This is a genomic window from Streptomyces termitum (genome assembly GCF_014650175.1).
Lineage (GTDB): Bacteria > Actinomycetota > Actinomycetes > Streptomycetales > Streptomycetaceae > Streptomyces > Streptomyces termitum.
Genome location: NZ_BMUL01000015.1, coordinates 1 through 17,419, shown reverse-complemented (window position 1 = coordinate 17,419; position 17,419 = coordinate 1). Strand labels below are relative to the sequence as shown.

General features: G+C 72.6%; 15 protein-coding genes and 1 pseudogene. 12 read left to right on the top strand and 4 right to left on the bottom strand.

Annotated features, from left to right (window positions below):
* The first annotated feature begins 9 nt into the window (after nt 1–9).
* The gene (locus IE219_RS24675; RefSeq protein ID WP_189981234.1) at nt 10–1,080 is read left to right on the top strand and encodes a hypothetical protein; all 1,071 of its coding nucleotides are present in this window, start codon (nt 10–12) and stop codon (nt 1,078–1,080) included.
* A 95-nt stretch (nt 1,081–1,175) separates the two neighbouring features.
* On the opposite strand, the gene IE219_RS24670 is transcribed toward IE219_RS24675, so the two are convergent.
* Nucleotides 1,176–1,700: a DUF3093 domain-containing protein gene (locus IE219_RS24670; RefSeq protein ID WP_189981232.1), complete on the bottom strand. Its 525-nt coding sequence runs from the start codon at nt 1,698–1,700 to the stop codon at nt 1,176–1,178.
* A 58-nt stretch (nt 1,701–1,758) separates the two neighbouring features.
* Here IE219_RS24670 and IE219_RS24665 point away from each other — a divergent pair, with 58 nt between their 5' ends.
* The 4 genes from IE219_RS24665 to IE219_RS24650 all read left to right on the top strand — a co-directional run bounded on the left by IE219_RS24665 (nt 1,759) and on the right by IE219_RS24650 (nt 4,632).
* Nucleotides 1,759–2,343, top strand: a complete 585-nt coding sequence (locus tag IE219_RS24665; RefSeq protein WP_189981230.1) for a PaaI family thioesterase — start codon at nt 1,759–1,761, stop codon at nt 2,341–2,343.
* Nucleotides 2,343–2,855, top strand: a complete 513-nt coding sequence (gene dut, locus IE219_RS24660; RefSeq protein WP_189981228.1) for a dUTP diphosphatase — start codon at nt 2,343–2,345, stop codon at nt 2,853–2,855. Before IE219_RS24665 ends, dut begins: the two co-directional genes overlap by 1 nt.
* 1 nt (nt 2,856) lies before the next feature.
* Nucleotides 2,857–3,624 carry a DUF3710 domain-containing protein gene (locus IE219_RS24655; RefSeq protein WP_189981226.1) on the top strand — a complete coding sequence of 256 codons (768 nt, stop codon included), beginning with the start codon at nt 2,857–2,859 and terminating at the stop codon, nt 3,622–3,624.
* A 336-nt stretch (nt 3,625–3,960) separates the two neighbouring features.
* Nucleotides 3,961–4,632: an ABC transporter ATP-binding protein gene (locus IE219_RS24650; protein WP_373298881.1), complete on the top strand. Its 672-nt coding sequence runs from the start codon at nt 3,961–3,963 to the stop codon at nt 4,630–4,632.
* Nucleotides 4,633–4,685: 53 nt separating this feature from the next.
* Here IE219_RS24650 and IE219_RS24645 read toward each other — a convergent pair whose 3' ends face one another.
* Nucleotides 4,686–5,078 (bottom strand): YciI family protein, encoded by a 393-nt coding sequence (locus IE219_RS24645; protein ID WP_189981458.1) that lies wholly within the window; start codon nt 5,076–5,078, stop codon nt 4,686–4,688.
* Between the two features lie 189 nt (nt 5,079–5,267).
* Here IE219_RS24645 and IE219_RS24640 point away from each other — a divergent pair, with 189 nt between their 5' ends.
* From IE219_RS24640 to IE219_RS24625, 4 genes are all read left to right on the top strand, one after another.
* Nucleotides 5,268–7,814: a DUF4118 domain-containing protein gene (locus tag IE219_RS24640; protein ID WP_189981221.1), complete on the top strand. Its 2,547-nt coding sequence runs from the start codon at nt 5,268–5,270 to the stop codon at nt 7,812–7,814.
* An 82-nt stretch (nt 7,815–7,896) separates the two neighbouring features.
* Entirely contained in the window at nt 7,897–8,583 is a 687-nt protein-coding gene (locus IE219_RS24635; RefSeq protein ID WP_189981219.1) for a response regulator, read from the top strand.
* A gap of 45 nt (nt 8,584–8,628) precedes the next feature.
* Complete coding sequence (locus tag IE219_RS24630) at nt 8,629–9,027, top strand: OB-fold nucleic acid binding domain-containing protein (protein WP_189981217.1); 399 nt, start codon at nt 8,629–8,631, stop codon at nt 9,025–9,027.
* Between the two features lie 3 nt (nt 9,028–9,030).
* Nucleotides 9,031–9,774, top strand: coding sequence for a DUF3159 domain-containing protein (locus IE219_RS24625; protein WP_189981215.1), 744 nt, complete (start codon nt 9,031–9,033; stop codon nt 9,772–9,774).
* A gap of 96 nt (nt 9,775–9,870) precedes the next feature.
* Here IE219_RS24625 and IE219_RS24620 read toward each other — a convergent pair whose 3' ends face one another.
* Nucleotides 9,871–10,539: a potassium channel family protein gene (locus IE219_RS24620; RefSeq protein ID WP_189981213.1), complete on the bottom strand. Its 669-nt coding sequence runs from the start codon at nt 10,537–10,539 to the stop codon at nt 9,871–9,873.
* Nucleotides 10,539–11,207, bottom strand: coding sequence for a potassium channel family protein (locus IE219_RS24615; RefSeq protein ID WP_189981211.1), 669 nt, complete (start codon nt 11,205–11,207; stop codon nt 10,539–10,541). The genes IE219_RS24620 and IE219_RS24615 overlap by 1 nt, the downstream gene beginning before the upstream one ends.
* 234 nt (nt 11,208–11,441) lie before the next feature.
* Between IE219_RS24615 and IE219_RS24610 the strand changes: the two genes are divergently transcribed.
* From IE219_RS24610 to IE219_RS24600, 3 genes and pseudogenes are all read left to right on the top strand, one after another.
* Nucleotides 11,442–13,493 (top strand): APC family permease, encoded by a 2,052-nt coding sequence (locus IE219_RS24610; protein ID WP_189981209.1) that lies wholly within the window; start codon nt 11,442–11,444, stop codon nt 13,491–13,493.
* Nucleotides 13,494–13,560: 67 nt separating this feature from the next.
* Complete coding sequence (locus tag IE219_RS24605; RefSeq protein WP_189981207.1) at nt 13,561–14,889, top strand: class I SAM-dependent RNA methyltransferase; 1,329 nt, start codon at nt 13,561–13,563, stop codon at nt 14,887–14,889.
* Nucleotides 14,890–15,590: 701 nt separating this feature from the next.
* A pseudogene (locus tag IE219_RS24600) lies at nt 15,591–17,419 on the top strand (hypothetical protein); the annotation flags it as partial.

Sequence of the window (17,419 nt, the reverse complement as noted above, 5' to 3'; positions counted from 1 at the left end):
GGGTCGGCCGTGGCAGGCGACAACCCGTCCCGGAAGCGGCGTCCGATCCTCTCCGTGAGGTCCCGGACGCACAAGGGCGGCACCGGCCCGACGGAAGGAGCCCAGGCTCCCGACGCCGAGCAGGCCGTCCCCCTGTCCACCTACGACTCGGCGGGCGACGAGCGGGGCCCCGCGGCCTCGCTCGAAACCGCCCCCCTCGTCCCCGGACAGGGCCAGGCACACCTTCCCGCCGCGCGGGACACCCCGGGCACCCCCGAGGCGCCCGAGGCGCCGGAGGAGGACCGTCCCGGCAGGCTGGGCGCCGTCCGGCGGCTGGCCGATCCGGCGCGCGCACAGCTCGACCGGATCAGACTCGACGCCGCCCGCGTCGACGCCGTCCGGCGCGGGGTCGAGGGCGTCCGGCAGGGCGTGCGGCGCGGCGGCGACGGAGCCAAGGCGGGCATCGGCCAGCTGGCCGACCGCCTCATCGACCTGGCCCCGCGCATCCCCGTGCGCGACCTCGCGACCCTGCGCGGGCAGTTCCCCGGGCTCGGCCCCGAGGAGCTGGCCGACAAGCTGGTCTTCGGCGCGGCCAACGCCAGCTCGACCGTCGGCGCGGGCATCGGCGCGGCCGCCATGCTCCCCGTGCCCCCGGCCATGCCGGCCGAACTGGCCGCCGAGATCACCGGGGTCGCCGCGATCGAGCTCAAACTCATCGCCGAACTCCACGAGGTCTACGGCCTCAGACCGCCCGGCAACCTGGCCCAGCGGTCCGCCGCCTACCTGGCCTCCTGGGCCGAGGAGCGGGGCATCGACCCCACCAAGCCCACCACGGTCAACGCGGCCCTCGGCGGACAGCTCAAGCGCGAGCTGCGCCAGCAGATCATGAAGCGCATGGTCCGCACCCTGCCGAACCTGGCCCCGTTCATGGTGGGCGCGGCCGTCGGCGCCGTCATGAACCGGCGCGACACCAAGAAGCTCGCCGAGCACATCCGCAAGGACCTCAGGGTCCGGCAGGTCGCCTGGGGCCGGCTGCCGGAGCCGCCCCCGCTGGAGGAACGCCCCCGGAACCCGGAGAAGCCCGGAGAACCGGGCTTCTAGACCGTCCCGGGCCGCCTGGAGCGGCCCCGGACGGGAACGGTCGGCAGGGGCGACGACAGCCCGGCAGGGACGGGCGACGGCACTCCCGGAAGGGCTCAGCCCTCCGCCCGCACCGCCTCCACCGCCGCCGCCAGACCCTCCGGGTCGCGGGTCGAGAGGTACAGGTACGGGGTCGGGTCCGCCGGGTCCGTGACCTCGATCCGCACCGCCCGGGGCACGTAGCTGCGCATCAGCAGGAAGGCGCGCGGATCGGCCTTGTGCGTGCGCCAGGCGCGCGCCTCCTCCTCGTCCAGCACCTCGACCGCCCCCAGCGCCGACACCGGCACCCGGGCGTCGCCCGCCACCAGCGAGCCGGCCACCACCCGGATGCGGGCGGAGCCGTACGAGGAGGCGGCCACACCGGCCGCGACCCCCGCCACGATCAGACCGCCCAGCAGCGGCACCGTCCCCAGCGGGAAGGTGATCAGGCCGCCGGAGAGCGCGAGCAGCCCCACGATCACCCACCACGAGCCCGGCACGGTCAGCCGCTCGTCGAAACGCGGGGCCGCCGGTGCCGAGGGGGAGGCGGCGGACCCGGGGGACTCGGGGGAGGGGGCCGGAGACGGCGTGGAAGGCTGCATGCGTCCAAGCTTGGCACGGCGCGACCGCCGCCCGTCGGCGCGGGTAAGGTCTGCGCCTGTGACTGCAACATCTGCCGCCCTGACCCCGCCGCCCGACGCCTCGGCGCCGGTCCGCCACCCGGACGCGCCCGCCCCGGGCGAGCCGCTCGGCTCGCACTACGAGCACTGCTTCGGCTGCGGCGGCGGCCAGCCCCACGGGCTCCACCTGGACGCGCGCGCGGGCGAGGGCGTGACCGTCACCGCCGAGTTCACCGTGACCCCGGACCACCAGGGCGCCCCCGGCCTCGCCCACGGCGGCGTGCTCGCCACCGCGCTCGACGAGACCCTCGGCTCCCTGAACTGGCTGCTCCGCGTGATCGCCGTGACCGGCCGCCTGGAGACCGACTTCGTCCGGCCCGTGCCCGTCGGCACCGTCCTGCACCTCCAGGCCGAGGTCACCGCCGTCCACGGCCGCAAGATCTACTCGACCGCCACCGGCCGGCTCGGCGGCCCCGACGGCCCCGTCGCCGTCCGCGCCGGCGCCGTCTTCGTCGAGGTCAAGGTCGACCACTTCGTCGACAACGGCCGGCCGGAGGAGATCCGGGCCGCCATGTCCGACCCCGACCAGGTCCGCCGGGCCCGCGCCTTCGAGGTGAACCCCTGATGCGCGCCCCCGTCGACGTGCTGATCCGCCGGGTCGACCCCGAGGTGCCGCTGCCCGCCTACGGCCACCCCGGCGACGCGGGTGCCGACCTGGTCACCACCGAGGCCGCCGAACTGGCCCCCGGCGAGCGCGCCGTGCTGCCCACCGGCGTCTCGATCGCCCTCCCCGACGGTTACGCCGCCTTCGTGCACCCCCGCTCCGGACTGGCCGCCCGCTGCGGAGTCGCGCTCGTGAATGCCCCGGGGACGGTGGATGCCGGGTACCGTGGAGAGATCAAGGTGATCGTGGTCAATCTCGACCCGCGCGAGACGGTGCGGTTCGAACGGTTCGACCGGATTGCCCAACTGGTCGTCCAGCAGGTCGAGAAGGTGCGCTTCCACGAGGTGGCGGAGCTTCCCGGCTCGGCGCGGGCCGAGGGGGGCTTCGGGTCCACCGGCGGTCATGCCGCCGTGGACGGCACAGCGGGTGGGAATCGATACGCTTCGGTCGTATCCGACCGGGAAGGACAGTGACGTGTTCGGACGTCGCAAGAAGAGCGGTGCCGCCGACGAGGCGGGCGAGGTCGAGCAGGTCGTCGACGCGGTGGACGGCGAGGACGCCGCGGACGCGGCCGACCGGCCGCGCAGGGTGAACCTTCCGCCGGCCCCCCGGCCCGACGGACCCTGGGACATCTCCGAGGTCGCCCAGCCCGAAGAGGGCCGCGTGGACCTCGGGGGCCTGTACGTCCCCGGTGTCGACGGCATGGAGCTCCGCGTGGAGGTCGCGGGCGACGCGATCGTCGCCGCGACCATCGTGCTGCGCGACAGCGCCGTGCAGCTCCAGGGCTTCGCCGCCCCCAAGAAGGAGGGCATCTGGGGCGAGGTCCGCGACGAGATCGCGACCGGCATCGTCCAGCAGGGCGGTGTCATCGACGAGGTCGAGGGCCCCCTCGGCTGGGAGCTGCGCGCGCAGGTCCCCGTCCAGCTCCCCGACGGCAACCGCGGCGTGCAGATCGTGCGCTTCGTCGGCGTCGACGGCCCGCGCTGGTTCCTGCGCGGCGTCATCTCCGGCCAGGGCGCGGTGCAGCCCGAGGCGGCCGGTCTGTTGGAGCAGATCGTCCGGGACACCGTGGTCGTCCGCGGCGAGGGCCCGATGGCCCCCCGCGACCCGATCGTCCTCAAGCTGCCGAACGACGCGCAGATGGTGCCGGACGGCGTGCAGCAGGAGGAGCAGGCCGGGTCCCGCTTCTCCGGCGGCATGGGCCAGCTCCAGCGCGGACCGGAGATCTCCGAGATCCGCTGAGTCGTCCCGGGTGCCCCGGCGCCCCGGTCCGGTGGGCCGTCTTCCGTACGCACCCCGTACGGAAGGCGGCCCACCGGCCTTTCACGGGGGCCGCGCGGAGCCCCGTACCACCGGCCGGGGGGCGGGTCCGGCGGTCCGGCGCGGATCCGGCGGACAAAACGGCACAGGGGCGGGAAAGCGGGGCGTGGGCGCGGGCCGGGGCCGTACGGCTCTGGCCTCGGCGGCGGCGGACGACCATACTGGCCAGCGCACGTGTTCGAGGAGGGGGAACGCAGGGTGAGCGAGAACAGCACGGGGTCCGCGACGGCCGTCATCGAGGACCCGTCGGCCGAACCGATGATCAAGGTGGAGGCGCTGCGCCGGTCGTTCGGCGAGGGCGAGGCCGCCGTCCACGCCCTCAAGGGCGTCTCCTTCGAGATCCCGCGCGGCGAGCTGGTCGCGCTCCGCGGCCGCTCCGGCTCCGGCAAGACCACCCTCCTCAACCTCGTCGGCGGGCTCGACAGCGCCGACGGCGGCCGGATCGTCATCGACGGCACCGACCTCTCCACCCTCGGCGAGGAGGGCCTCCTGGAGCTGCGCCGGGACCGGATCGGCTTCATCTTCCAGTCCTTCGGCCTGCTGCCGATCCTCTCCGCCGCCGAGAACGTCGGCGTCCCGCTGCGGCTGCGCAAGGCCGACCCCAAGGAGCGCGAGGACCGCGTCGGCCTGCTCCTCGCCCTCGTCGGCCTCGCCGACCACGCCAACCAGCGCCCCGGCGAGCTCTCCGGCGGCCAGCAGCAGCGCGTCGCCATCGCCCGCGCGCTCGCCAACAAGCCGGCCCTGCTCATCGCCGACGAGCCCACCGGCCAGCTCGACGCCGAGACCGGCCTCGCCGTGATGGAGCTGCTGCGGGCCGTGGTCCGCAGCGAGGGCTGCACCGCCCTCGTCGCCACCCACGACCACCAGCTCCTGGGCCTCGCCGACCGGGTCCTCGAACTGCGCGACGGCGAGATCGTCGAAGAGGACTGAGTCCGGCGGGGAGAGCCGCCCGGTCGGGGCGGCCCTCCCCGCCGCCGGGCCGCTCAGACCTCCGGCGGGCCCGCCGGGACGGCCCGGACCTCGATCGGCATGTTCAGGGGCGCCCCGCCGGGGCCGGGAGCCGCCGACACCTCGGCCGCGATCTCCAGCGCGCGGGCCTCGGACGGGACGTCCACGATCCACCAGCCCGCCAGGAACTCCTTCGTCTCCGCGAAGGGCCCGTCGGTCACCACCGCCGGGGCGCCGTCCGCGCCGGCCCGCACGATCCGCGCGGTCTCCGGCATCGCCAGGCCCTCCGCCCGGTCCAGCTCGCCCGCCGCCGCCAGCTTCCCGTTCACCTCCCGCATGAAGGCGATGTGGGCGCGGACGTCCTGGGGTGCCCACGCGTCGAGCGAGGGGGTGTCGAGGGTGTGCGCGGCGAACTGCATCATCAGCATGTACTTCACGGGGTGCTCCTCGAAGCCGGTCGGGGCGGGCCCGGTGGCCCGCCGTCACTCCGTGGTCGGAGCCGTTCCCGCGTTCTCTACACGACAGGCTCCGCCGACCGCATCAGAAACACGTCAATACCGCCCGGGGGCGTGCACAGGTGTGCGGAATGTCCGATCGGCCGGACGTATGGTCGGCACATGGGACGTGGCAAGCTTCGGATCTACCTCGGCGCGGCGCCGGGCGTCGGCAAGACGTACGCGATGCTGGCCGAGGCGCACCGCCGGGTGGAGCGCGGCACCGACTGCGTCGTCGCCTTCGTCGAGCACCACGGCCGCCCGCGCACCGAGGTCATGCTGCACGGCCTGGAGCAGCTGCCCCGCCGCGAGATCGAGTACCGGGGCGCCGTCTTCACCGAGATGGACGTGGACGCGGTCCTCGACCGCCGCCCCGCCGTCGCCCTCGTCGACGAACTCGCCCACACCAACGTCCCCGGCTCCCGCAATCCCAAGCGCTGGCAGGACGTCGCCGAACTCCTCGCCGCCGGCATCGACGTGGTCTCCACCGTCAACATCCAGCACCTGGAGTCGCTGGGCGACGTCGTCGAGTCGATCACCGGCGTGCGCCAGCGCGAGACCGTCCCCGACGAGATCGTCCGCCGGGCCGACCAGATCGAACTGGTCGACATGTCGCCCGAGGCGCTGCGCCGCCGCATGGCGCACGGCAACGTCTACACCCCCGACAAGGTCGACGCGGCCCTCTCCAACTACTTCCGCCCCGGCAACCTCACCGCCCTGCGCGAGCTGGCCCTGCTGTGGACCGCCGACCGGGTCGACGAGTACCTGCGGCAGTACCGGGGCGAGCACAACATCCGCTCCACCTGGCAGGCCCGCGAGCGGATCGTCGTCGGCCTCACCGGCGGACCCGAGGGCCGCACCCTGATACGGCGCGCCACCCGCCTCGCCGAGAAGGGCGCCGGCGGCGAGGTCCTCGCCGTCTACATCGCCCGCAGCGACGGCCTCACCGCCGCCTCGCCCAAGGAGCTCGCGCTCCAGCGGACCCTCGTCGAGGACCTCGGCGGCACCTTCCACCACGTCATCGGCGACGACATACCGACCGCCCTCCTGGAGTTCGCCCGGGGCGTCAACGCCACCCAGATCGTCCTCGGCTCCAGCCGCCGCCGCTCCTGGCAGTACGTCTTCGGCCCCGGCGTCGGCCAGACCGTCGCCCGCGACTCGGGACCCGACCTCGACGTCCACATCGTCACCCACGGCGAGGTCGCCAAGGGCCGCGGCCTGCCCGTCGCGCAGGGCGCCCGGATCGCCGGCTCCCGCATCCTGGCCGGCTGGCTGGTCGGCGTCGTCGGCCCGCTCGTCCTCGCCCTGCTCCTCACCCACGTCGACGCGGACCTCGGGCTCGCCAACGACATGCTGCTCTTCCTCGCCCTCACCGTCGGCGCGGCCCTGCTCGGCGGCTTCCTTCCGGCGCTCGCCTCGGCGGCCGTCGGCTCGCTGCTGCTCAACTGGTTCTTCACCCCGCCGATCCACCGGCTGACCGTCGCCGACCCCAAGAACATCGTCGCCATAGCGGTCTTCTTCGGCGTCGCCATGTCCGTCGCCTCCGTGGTGGACCTCGCCGCCCGCCGCACCCACCAGGCGGCCCGGCTGCGCGCCGAGTCCGAGGTGCTCTCCTACCTCGCGGGCAGCGTGCTGCGCGGCGAGACCAGCCTCGACGCCCTCCTGGAACGGGTCCGGGAGACCTTCTCCATGGAGTCCGTCGCCCTCCTGGAGCGGGCCGACGGCGCCGAGCCCTGGACCCAGGCCGCCACCGTCGGCCCGCACCCGGCCCGCCGCCCGGAGGACGCCGACGTCGACATGCCGGTCGGCGACCACCTGGCGCTCGCCCTCAGCGGCCGGGTGCTGCCCGCCGAGGACCGCCGGGTGCTCGGCGCCTTCGCCGCCCAGGCCGCCGTCGTCCTCGACCGGCAGCGGCTCGTCGGGGAGGCCGAGGAGGCCCGCAAGCTCGCCGAGGGCAACAAGATCCGCACCTCCCTCCTCGCCGCCGTCAGCCACGACCTGCGCACCCCGCTGGCCGGCATCAAGGCGTCCGTGACCTCGCTCCGCTCCGACGACGTCGACTGGTCCGAGGAGGACCGGGCCGAACTCCTGGAGGGCATCGAGGCGGGCGCCGACCGGCTCGACCACCTCGTCGGCAACCTCCTCGACATGTCCCGCCTCCAGACCGGCACGGTCACCCCGCTGATCCGCGCCGTCGACCTCGACGAGGTCGTCCCGATGGCCCTCGGCGGCGTCCCGGACGGCAGCGCCGAGGCCGACGTCCCGGAGACCCTGCCGATGGTCGAGGTCGACAAGGGCCTCCTCGAACGGGCCGTCGCCAACATCGTCGAGAACGCCGTCAAGTACAGCCCCGCCGGCGTCCCCGTCGCCGTCGGCGCCAGCGTCCTGGGCGACCGGGTCGAGGTGCGGGTCGTCGACCGCGGCCCCGGCGTCCCCGACGACTCCAAGGACGGCATCTTCGAGCCCTTCCAGCGCTTCGGCGACGCCCCGCGCGGCTCCGGCGTCGGCCTCGGCCTCGCGGTCGCCCGCGGCTTCGTGGAGGCCATGGGCGGCACCCTCAGCGCCGAGGACACCCCGGGCGGCGGGCTCACCATGGTCCTCACGCTGCGGGCCGCGCCGGGCGCCCCGGCGGCCCCGGAGGACGGCCCGCCGGCCCACCTGGTCACCTGAGACCCGCGCCCCGCCCCCGTACCCCCTCCGCTCCTCCCACAGCTCCGCACAGCGTCCGTACAGCAGAAGGAAGGCCCCCGACATGACCCGGGTCCTCGTGGTCGACGACGAGCCGCAGATCGTCCGCGCCCTGGTGATCAACCTCAAGGCGCGGAAGTACGAGGTCGAGGCCGCCCCCGACGGCGCCACCGCCCTCCGGCTCGCCGCCGAGCGCCACCCCGACGTCGTCGTCCTCGACCTCGGTCTGCCCGACATCGACGGCGTCGACGTCATCAAGGGGCTGCGCGGCTGGACCCGCGTCCCGATCATCGTGCTCTCCGCCCGGCACACCTCCGACGAGAAGGTCGAGGCGCTCGACGCGGGCGCCGACGACTACGTCACCAAGCCCTTCGGCATGGACGAGCTGCTCGCCCGGCTGCGCGCCGCCGTCCGCCGCGCCGAGCCCGTCGGCGGCGCCGAGGACGGCGTCGTCGTGGTCGAGACGGCCGGCTTCACCGTCGACCTCGCCGCCAAGAAGGTGCACCGCGACGGGCGCGACGTCCGGCTCACCCCCACCGAGTGGCACCTCCTGGAGGTCCTGGTCCGCAACGGCGGCCGGCTCGTCAGCCAGAAGCAGCTCCTCCAGGAGGTCTGGGGGCCCTCCTACGGCACCGAGACCAACTACCTCCGGGTCTACATGGCGCAGCTGCGCCGCAAGCTGGAGGCCGACCCCTCGCACCCCCGCCACTTCGTCACCGAACCCGGCATGGGCTACCGCTTCGAACGTTGATACGGCCCCTGCTCCGTCGGAGGCGGGGGCCGGTACGCTTTCGGTATGAGTGCTGCACCGCGTACCGACAAGCCGGCGGGCCGGTTCCGCCGGATGCTCGACCGGCTCTCCTCCTCCCCGGAGGACCTGGAGTCGGAGGAGCTCCAGGAGGCCGCGGCCGCCTCGGGCTGCACGCGGATCTCCGACTGCTCCGACCGCCAGATAGTCAGGGTGACTGGTACCTTGCGCACGGTCACGCTGCGTCCCCGGGCCGGCGTCCCCGCCCTGGAGGCCGAGCTGTTCGACGGCACCGCGCCGCTCGACGTCGTGTGGCTGGGCCGGCGCTCCATCGTGGGCATCGAACCCGGCCGCAAGCTGATCGCCTCCGGCCGGATCGCCATGAGCCACGGCCGGCGGGTCCTCTTCAATCCCAAATACGAGCTCCGACCGCTCGGACAGGAGTAGCCGGTGACGTCCGTCGACAAGCCGACCACCGCACCGCCGACCCCGGACCAGGAGGCCCGGACCGACAAGGCGGTGACCGAGGCCGCGCTCTTCGAGGCGTTCGGCGGCGTCCGGGGCATGGTGGAGACGGTCCTGCCCGGACTGCTCTTCGTCACGATCTACACGATCAACAAGGACCTGCACAGCTCGGCCATCGCCGCGCTCGCCGTCTCCCTCGTCCTCGTCGCCGTCCGGCTCGTCCGCCGCGACACCGTCAAGCACGCCTTCAGCGGCGTCTTCGGCGTCGCCTTCGGCGTCGTCTTCGCGATGATGACCGGCAACGCCAAGGACTTCTACCTCCCCGGCATGCTGTACACGCTCGGCCTCGGCCTCGCGTACATCGTCACCACCCTCGCGGGCGTCCCGCTGATCGGGCTCATCCTCGGCCCGGTCTTCAAGGAGAACCTCTCCTGGCGGACCCGCAACCCCGGCCGGAAGAAGGCGTACGCCAAGGCCAGCTGGGCCTGGGGCCTGATCCTCCTCGCCAAGTGCGCGATCCTCTTCCCGCTCTACTGGTGGGCCGACACCGCCCAGCTCGGCTGGGTCCTCGTCGCCCTGAAGATCCCGCCCTTCCTGCTCGCCGTCTACCTCACCTGGGTCTTCCTCGCCAAGGCGCCGCCGCCGATCGACGTCTTCGCGGAGATGGAGGCCGAGGAGCGCGCCGAGAAGGAGCGCGAGGCCGCCGCGCAGGGCGGACCGGAGGCGTAGCCCGTACCGCGCGCGAAAGGGGCCCGGCACCACCGAATGGTGCCGGGCCCCTTTTCCGTACGAGCTTCCCGTACGAGCTTTCCGTACGAAGGGAGGTCAGGACTCCCGGCGCACCTGGAGCAGCTCCTCCAGCTGCTCCTCGCGCGCCTGCGCCGCCACGAACAGCAGCTCGTCGCCGGCCTCCAGGGTTTCCTCCGGGCTCGGCGTCAGCACCCGCGAACCGCGGATGATCGTCACCAGCGAGGTGTCCTGCGGCCAGGCCACCTCGCCCACCTGGGTCCCGGCCACCGCCGACTCCGGCGGCAGCGTCAGCTCCACCAGGTTCGCGTCGCCGTGGCTGAAGCGGAGCAGCCGGACCAGGTCGCCGACGCTCACCGCCTCCTCCACCAGGGCCGACATCAGACGCGGGGTGGAGACGGCCACGTCCACGCCCCACGCCTCGTTGAACAGCCACTCGTTCTTCGGGTTGTTCACCCGGGCGACCACCCGCGGCACGCCGTACTCGGTCTTCGCCAGCAGCGAGACGACCAGGTTCACCTTGTCGTCACCGGTGGCCGCGATGACCACGTTGCACCGCTGCAACGCCGCCTCGTCCAGCGAGGTGATCTCACAGGCGTCGGCCAGCAGCCACTCCGCCTGCGGCACCCGCTCCACCGAGATGGCGGTCGGCGCCTTGTCGATGAGCAGGACCTCGTGACCGTTCTCCAGGAGCTCGCCCGCGATGGAACGGCCCACCGCGCCCGCGCCCGCAATAGCCACCCGCATCAGTGACCGCCTTCCTCGGGACCCTCGGCGAACGCCGCCTCCACCTTCGTGATCTCGTCCACGCGCATCACCACGTGCACCAGATCGCCCTCCTGGAGCACCGTCTGCGAGGTCGGGATGACCGCCTCGCCCAGGCGGGTCAGGAAGGCGACCCGCACACCGGTCTCGTCCTGGATCCGGCTGATCTTGTGGCCGATCCACGCCGGGGAGGTGTGCACCTCGGCGAGCTGCACGCCGCCGCTCGGATCGCTCCACAGCGGCTCCGCGCCCGAGGGCAGCAGCCGCCGCAGCATCTGGTCCGCGGTCCAGCGGACCGTCGCCACCGTCGGGATGCCGAGCCGCTGGTAGACCTCGGCCCGCCGGGGGTCGTAGATCCGCGCGGCCACGTTCTCGATGCCGAACATCTCGCGCGCGACCCGCGCCGCGATGATGTTCGAGTTGTCGCCGCTGCTCACCGCGGCGAAGGCCCCGGCCTCCTCGATGCCCGCCTCGCGCAGGGTGTCCTGGTCGAAGCCCACCCCGGTCACCCGCCGGCCGCCGAAGGAGGAGCCGAGACGGCGGAAAGCCGTCGGGTCCTGGTCCACCACCGCGACCGTGTGGCCCTGCTGCTCCAGGGTCTGCGCGAGAGCGGCTCCCACTCGCCCGCAGCCCATGATGACGATGTGCACGTCCCCTTACCCCGCACTCCTGATCGCCCTGCTGACCTGCGAAAACACCCTGTCCACAACTTTCCTCGCCCGATCGGCCCGGGCTGTGGCGGACAACACCCGGCCGGGTTGCCCGGTCCGAGCTTAAGCGGCAACGCTGGCCGGGACCGCATCCGAGGTGATACTCAGGGAGATTCGGTGCGGATCGGGGGTGCCGCTGCACATGGCTCTTTTCGAACGCTTACGATCCTCTGCGTGTCCAAACTGACCGACGTGCCCAAACGGATCCTGATCGGGCGGGCCCTGCGCAGCGACAAGCTCGGAGAGACCCTTCTCCCCAAGCGGATCGCCCTCCCCGTCTTCGCCTCCGACCCGCTCTCCTCGGTGGCGTACGCACCGGGCGAGGTCCTCCTCGTCCTCTCCGTCGCGGGCCTGTCGGCCTACCACTTCAGCCCCTGGATCGCCCTCGCGGTCGTCGTCCTGATGTTCACGGTCGTCGCCTCGTACCGGCAGAACGTCCACGCGTACCCGAGCGGCGGCGGCGACTACGAGGTCGCCACCACCAACCTCGGGCCGAAGGCCGGACTCACCGTCGCCAGCGCCCTGCTCGTCGACTACGTCCTCACCGTCGCCGTCTCCATCTCCTCCGGCATCGAGAACCTCGGCTCCGCCGTCCCCTTCGTCGTCGAGCACAAGGTCGCCTCGGCCGTCGCCGTCATCGTCCTCCTCACCCTCATGAACCTCCGGGGCGTGAAGGAGTCCGGCAGCCTCTTCGCCATCCCGACGTACGTCTTCGTCTTCGGCGTCTTCTGCATGATCCTCTGGGGCGCCTGGCGCGGCCTCGTCCTCGACGAGACCATGCGCGCCCCCACCGCCGGCTTCGAGATCAAGCCCGAGCACCAGGGACTGGCCGGCTTCGCCCTCGTCTTCCTGCTGCTGCGCGCCTTCTCCTCCGGCTGCGCCGCCCTCACCGGCGTCGAGGCCATCTCCAACGGCGTCCCCGCCTTCCGCAAGCCGAAGTCGAAGAACGCCGCCAGCACCCTCGCGCTCATGGGCGGCCTCGCCGTCACCATGTTCTGCGGCATCATCTTCCTGGCCATGGCCACCGACGTCCGGATGGCCGAGAAGCCCGCCACCGACCTGCTGCGCGGCGGCGTCCCGGTCGGCGAGGGATACGTCCAGGACCCGGTCATCTCCCAGGTCGCGGCCGCCGTCTTCGGCGACGGAACGTTCTTCTTCATCCTCCTCGCCGCCGCCACCGCGCTCGTCCTCTTCCTCGCCGCCAACACGGCGTACAACGGCTTCCCGCTCCTCGGCTCGATCCTCGCCCAGGACCGCTACCTGCCCCGCCAGCTCCACACCCGCGGCGACCGCCTCGCCTTCTCCAACGGCATCGTGCTCCTCGCCGGCGCCGCCGCCCTCCTCGTCGTCGTCTACGGCGCCGACTCCACCCGCCTCATCCAGCTCTACATCGTCGGCGTCTTCGTCTCCTTCACGCTCAGCCAGATCGGCATGGTCCGGCACTGGAACCGGCACCTGCGCACCGAGCGCGACCCGGCCAAGCGCCGCCACATGATCCGCTCCCGCGCGATCAACGCCTTCGGCGCCTTCTTCACCGGCCTGGTCCTCGTCGTCGTCCTCGCCACCAAGTTCACCCACGGCGCCTGGGTCGCCCTCCTCGGCATGGTCATCTTCTTCGTGACCATGACCGCGATCCGCCGCCACTACGACTCCGTCTCCGAGGAGATCGCCGCCGCCGAGCAGCGCCCCGACGAGTACGTACGCCCCTCCCGGGTCCGCTCCATCGTCCTGGTCTCCAAGCTCCACAAGCCCACCCTGCGGGCCCTCGCCTACGCCAAGCTCATGCACGCGAGCGAGCTGGAGGCGCTCACCGTCAACGTCGACCCGGCCGAGACGAAGGCGCTGAAGGAGGAGTGGGAGCGGCGCGGCATCAACGTCCCGCTCAAGATCCTCGACTCCCCGTACCGCGAGATCACCCGCCCGGTCATCGAATACGTGAAGAACCTGCGGCAGGAGAGCCCGCGCGACGCCGTCTCCGTCTACATCCCGGAGTACGTCGTCGGCCACTGGTACGAGCACCTGCTCCACAACCAGTCCGCGCTCCGCCTCAAGGGCCGGCTCCTCTTCACCCCCGGCGTCATGGTCACCTCCGTCCCCTACCAGCTCCGCTCCTCCGAGGCCGCGAAGAAGCGGGCCCGGCGCCGCCAGGACTGGAACGCGCCGGGCTCGGTCCGCCGCGGCCCGGTCGAGAAGGCCAGGAAGGAACCGGCACAGAAGAGCAACTAGACTGGTGGGCTGCGGTCCGCACCGCGGCCCACTTCTCTCCCCCCCTCTGGCTCTGGAGCACCCGATCATGCAGAACACCCCTGTGACGTCCCTGATCGGGCAGGAGTACGAGGTCGAGGTCGGCCCCGTCGCCCACGGCGGCCACTGCATCGCCCGCACCGACGCGGGCCGCGTCCTCTTCGTCCGCCACGCCCTGCCCGGCGAGCGCGTCCGGGCCCGGGTCACCGAGGGCGAGGAGACCAGCCGCTTCCTGCGCGCCGACGCCGTCGAGATCCTCGACGCCTCCAAGGACCGCGTCGAGGCCCCCTGCCCCTTCTCCGGCCCCGGCAAGTGCGGCGGCTGCGACTGGCAGCACGCCAAGCCCGGCGCCCAGCGCCGCCTCAAGGGCGAGGTCATCGCCGAACAGCTCCAGCGGCTCGCCGGCCTCACCCCCGAGGAGGCCGGCTGGGACGGCACCGTGGTCCCCGCCGAGGGCGACAAGCTCCCGGCCGGCGAGGTGCCCCACTGGCGCACCCGCGTCCAGTACGCCGTCGACCCCGAGGGCCACGCGGGCCTGCGCAAGCACCGCTCGCACGAGGTCCAGGTCGTCGACCACTGCATGATCGCCGCCGAGGGCGTCACCGAGCTCGGCATCGAGAAGCGCACCTGGGAGGGGATGGCCGCGGTCGAGGCGATCGCCGCCTCCGGTTCGAACGACCGCCAGGTCATCCTCACCCCCCGCCCCGGCGCCCGCCTCCCGCTCGTCGAGCTCGACAAGCCGGTCTCCGTGATGCGCGTCGACGAGAAGGACGGCGGGGTGCACCGCGTCCACGGCCGCGCCTTCGTCCGCGAGCGCGCCGACGAGCGCACCCACCGCGTCGGCAGCGGCGGCTTCTGGCAGGTCCACCCGAAGGCCGCCGACACCCTCATGCGCGCCGTCATGCAGGGCCTCCTCCCGCGCAAGGGCGACACCGCCCTCGACCTCTACTGCGGCGTCGGCCTCTTCGCCGGGGCCCTCGCCGACCGCGTCGGCGACCAGGGCGCCGTCCTCGGCATCGAGTCCGGCAAGCGCGCCGTCGAGGACGCCCGCCACAACCTGGCCGGCTTCCCGCGCGTCCGCGTCGAACAGGGCAAGGTCGAATCGGTCCTCCCACGCACCGGCATCACCGAGGTCGACCTCATCGTCCTCGACCCCCCGCGCGCCGGCGCCGGCAAGCAGACCGTCCACCACCTCGCCTCCCTCGGCGCCCGCCGCATCGCCTACGTCGCCTGCGACCCGGCCGCCCTGGCCCGCGACCTCTCCTACTTCGCCGAACGCGGCTACCGCGTCCGCACCCTGCGCGCCTTCGACCTGTTCCCGATGACGCACCACGTGGAGTGCGTGGCGATCCTGGAGCCGGTGAAGAAGGACGCGTGACCTGACATTCATCCGACCGTGCGCGAGGGGCGGCACGCCTGCCGGATGTGATGTCCGACGGGCCGTCACACGCGCTCCGGTGCCGCCGGGGCGGTCGTGGCGGAGCCCTGATCCGATAGTTCTCCTTCGTGCCCGCGGACCTTGGGGGAGGGGTGGCGCGGGTCTGTCGTCGGGCGTGCGGCCGCCCTCCGTGATCGTGCGTCGAGGCCACCGGGTGTGACGCCCCGTCATCGTTGACGGGGCTCCGCCGGTGGCCTTCGCCGTGGTCGGCGCGGCGCGGTCTCGCGGGCGGGGTCGGGGTGCTTCCGTGGTGTTCGGCTCCGGTGTTCCGCTTCGAAGCTCTGACCTCCGGTTTCTGGGAAATCCTGCTGTTACTGTGCGCCGGATGATCATCCCGAACCATGGAGGTGAGTATGCGTGAAGTTCCCATACGGAAGCTGTCAGCCCTTCTGATAGCTTCCGTTCTGGCCGGTGTACTGCCCGGTACGGCGACGGCGGCGGACTCGACGCGAGGCCCGTCCCTTCCCGAACTCCGGCAGCCCAAGGCCGTTCCGGTCTCCAAGGCTGCCGTCGGGGGTGCCAAGCGGCCCGACGCGGCCCTGGCGTCCGTCAAGGGGCACAGCCCCAAGGTGAATTGGCCGGAGGCGGGTACCGCTGAGGTCTCGATGGCCGGTGGCGGGGGCCGGGCCGGGCGACTGCCCGTGAGCCTCGGCGCGGCGACCGGCCCGAAGGCCACGGTGTCGTCCACCGCTCCCGCTCCCGCTGCCCGGGGCGGGAAGGTGAAGGTCTCGCTCGCGGACCGAACCGCCGCCCGCCGGGCCGGTGTTGACGGCGTGCTCCTCTCGCTGGCCCGCACCGGGGGCCCGGCCGGCGCCGACCGGGTCCGGGTCGAGGTCGGGTACGACTCCTTCCGCGACGCCTACGGCGGTGACTGGGCCGCCCGTCTCCGGCTCGTCGAGCTTCCGGCCTGTGCGCTGACCACGCCGGACCGCCCGGAGTGCCGCACCCGGAAGCCGCTGGAGACGAAGAACGACTTCCGCGCGGGCAAGCTCACCGCTCAGGTCTCCACCACGGCGGTCGGCACGCCGACGGGCACGAAGTCTCAGGCCGCTGCACTCTCCGCAGCCTCCGCCGCCACCGTGCTCGCGGCGACCGCCGACGACTCCGGTCCGACCGGCGACTACAAGGCGACCTCGCTCCAGGCGTCCGGTGCCTGGAGCGCGGGGGGATCGACCGGGGCGTTCACCTGGTCGTACCCGATCGTCGTGCCCGAGGTGCCCGGTGGCCTCCAGCCCGCCATCGGCCTCGGCTACAACTCGCAGGCGGTGGACGGCCTGACGGCCGCCTCCAACAACCAGTCGTCGTGGATCGGTGACGGCTGGAACTGGGAGCCGGGGTTCATCGAGCGCAAGTACAAGGCGTGCAACGACGACAAGACGGGTGGCACCAATACCACCAAGGTCGGTGACCTGTGCTGGTTCAACGACAACGCGGTCCTGAATCTCGGAGGTAAGAACACCGAGCTGGTGTATGAGAAGGACAAGGGGTGGCATCCGGCCTCGGACTCGGGGGAGAAGGTCGAGAAGCTGACCGGTGCCGTCAACGGTGACAAGGGCACGGCCGGGGTCGACGGCGAGGGTGAGCACTGGAAGGTGACCACGGCCGACGGGACGCAGTACTTCTTCGGTCTGAACCGGCTGCCGGGGTGGAAGGACAACGGGACCGCGGCCGACGACCCGGTGACGAACTCGGCGTGGACGGTGCCGGTCTTCGGCAACCAGTCCGGTGAGCCCTGTTACGACGCGAGCTTCGCGCAGGCCCACTGCCAGCAGGCGTGGCGCTGGCAGCTCGACTATGTGGTGGCCCCCAACGGCAGCGCGATGTCGTACTGGTGGAAGACCGAGACGAACAACTACACGCTCAACCCGTCGCAGGTGACGGGCAAGGGCACCGTCACGCCGTACGTCCGGGGCGGCTGGCTGGACCGGATCGAGTACGGGCTGCGCGACGACGCGGTCTACACCGGCAAGGCGATGGGTCAGGTGCAGTTCGGTACCGCTGAGCGCTGCCTGGCCACCTGCGGCACCTTCGACGAGACCAACGCCAAGAACTGGCCCGACGTGCCGTACGACCTGTACTGCAAGGACGGCGCCACCGAGTGCAAGGACCAGTATTCCCCCAGCTTCTGGTCCCGCAAGCGGCTCACCTCGATCACCACGAAGGTGCTGACCGGCGGGACGTACAAGGACGTCGACACCTGGGTCCTGGACCAGAACTTCCCGCCCTCCGGCGACGGCATCTCCACCCCGATGTGGCTGAAGTCCATCCAGCACACCGGCAAGGTCGGCGGTACGGCCACCACGCCGACGGTCACCTTCGCGGGCGAGCAGCTCCCCAACCGGGTCGACAAGACCGGTGACGGCCTGGCGCCCTTCATCCGGCTGCGCGTGTATCAGGTGACGACGGAGACCGGTGGCACCATCGGGGTCAGTTACTCGGAGCCCGACTGCACGCCCGCCAGTCTTCCGCA